Annotated in this window: 2 tRNA genes and 2 rRNA genes; all 4 read right to left on the bottom strand. The window is 49.8% G+C overall.

Annotated elements, in window-relative coordinates:
• Window positions 1–606, bottom strand: a 23S ribosomal RNA gene (locus OX459_RS28015); the annotation flags it as partial.
• Between the two features lie 249 nt (window positions 607–855).
• A tRNA-Ala gene (locus OX459_RS28010) sits at window positions 856–931 on the bottom strand.
• 66 nt (window positions 932–997) lie between these two features.
• Window positions 998–1,074 (bottom strand) — tRNA-Ile (locus tag OX459_RS28005).
• A gap of 98 nt (window positions 1,075–1,172) precedes the next feature.
• Window positions 1,173–1,825, bottom strand: a 16S ribosomal RNA gene (locus OX459_RS28000); the annotation flags it as partial.

The raw sequence follows: 1,825 nt of genomic DNA, 5'->3' as shown, positions 1-1,825 counted from the left end.
GGTTAACCTTGCCACTGAATGTAAGTCGCTGACCCATTATACAAAAGGTACGCAGTCACGGAACAAGTCCGCTCCTACTGTTTGTATGCACACGGTTTCAGGATCTATTTCACTCCCCTTCCGGGGTTCTTTTCGCCTTTCCCTCACGGTACTGGTTCACTATCGGTCGATTACGAGTATTTAGCCTTGGAGGATGGTCCCCCCATATTCAGACAGGATGTCACGTGTCCCGCCCTACTTGTCGTACGCTTAGTACCACCGGTCCGATTTCACATACGGGGCTATCACCCACTATGGCTCCTATTTCCAGAGGATTCTGTTATCGGTCCGACTATCACGTACAGGCTCTTCCCATTTCGCTCGCCGCTACTTTGGGAATCTCGGTTGATTTCTTTTCCTGCAGCTACTTAGATGTTTCAGTTCGCCGCGTTCGCCTTGCATACCTATGTATTCAGTATGCAATACCCTAAAAGGGTGGGTTGCCCCATTCGGAAATCTGCGGATCAAAGTGTGTTTGCTCACTCCCCGCAGCTTATCGCAAGCTACTACGTCCTTCATCGCCTGTAATCGCCAAGGCATCCACCATGTGCACTTATTCGCTTGTCCCTATAACGTTAGCCTCTGATTACCGAAATAATCAAAGAGCGCTACAAGGATAAGAAAGTACAACGTTGTTGCTTGTTTGTTGATACATACAATCATTACCCATCGATTTACCTTTTACGGCAAACCGATCAATAAATAATCTTTACTTCTTCCAGATTGTTAAAGAACGAAACAGCTTTGATCGCTAAAAGATCAAACCTAAACCACAGTCTTGTTGACCGGCTTACGTTTGCACTTTCGAGTAAAACTTGGTGGAGGATGACGGGATCGAACCGACGACCCCCTGCTTGCAAAGCAGGTGCTCTCCCAGCTGAGCTAATCCCCCTGGGGTATTACATTACTGGTAGGCCTGGCTGGACTAGCGTCCACCTTACCTCCGGGTTTGTTTTACTGGTAGGGCTGGTTGGACTCGAACCAACGACCCCCGCGTTATCAACACGGTGCTCTAACCAGCTGAGCTACAGCCCCAACGCGGAACTACTACGACTACTGTTTCTTCTTCATTTAACAGCCGATAAGTGTGAACATTTGATGTGTGAATCATTACTGATTCGTGCAAACTCTAGAAAGGAGGTGATCCAGCCGCACCTTCCGATACGGCTACCTTGTTACGACTTCACCCCAGTCACGAATCCTACCGTGGTAAGCGCCCTCCTTACGGTTAAGCTACCTACTTCTGGTAAAACCCGCTCCCATGGTGTGACGGGCGGTGTGTACAAGACCCGGGAACGTATTCACCGCGACATGCTGATCCGCGATTACTAGCGATTCCAACTTCATGCAGTCGAGTTGCAGACTACAATCCGGACTACGATACACTTTCTGCGATTAGCTCCCCCTCGCGGGTTGGCGGCGCTCTGTATGTACCATTGTATGACGTGTGAAGCCCTACCCATAAGGGCCATGAGGACTTGACGTCATCCCCACCTTCCTCCGGTTTGTCACCGGCAGTCTCATTAGAGTGCCCTTTCGTAGCAACTAATGACAAGGGTTGCGCTCGTTGCGGGACTTAACCCAACATCTCACGACACGAGCTGACGACAGCCATGCAGCACCTGTGTACTGGTTCTCTTTCGAGCACTCCTCAATCTCTCGAGGATTCCAGCCATGTCAAGGGTAGGTAAGGTTTTTCGCGTTGCATCGAATTAATCCACATCATCCACCGCTTGTGCGGGTCCCCGTCAATTCCTTTGAGTTTTAATCTTGCGACCGTACTCCC

The sequence above is a fragment of the Janthinobacterium sp. SUN026 genome, assembly GCF_030397625.1.
GTDB lineage: Bacteria > Pseudomonadota > Gammaproteobacteria > Burkholderiales > Burkholderiaceae_D > Janthinobacterium > Janthinobacterium kumbetense.
This window is presented reverse-complemented; position numbering and strand designations above follow the sequence as displayed.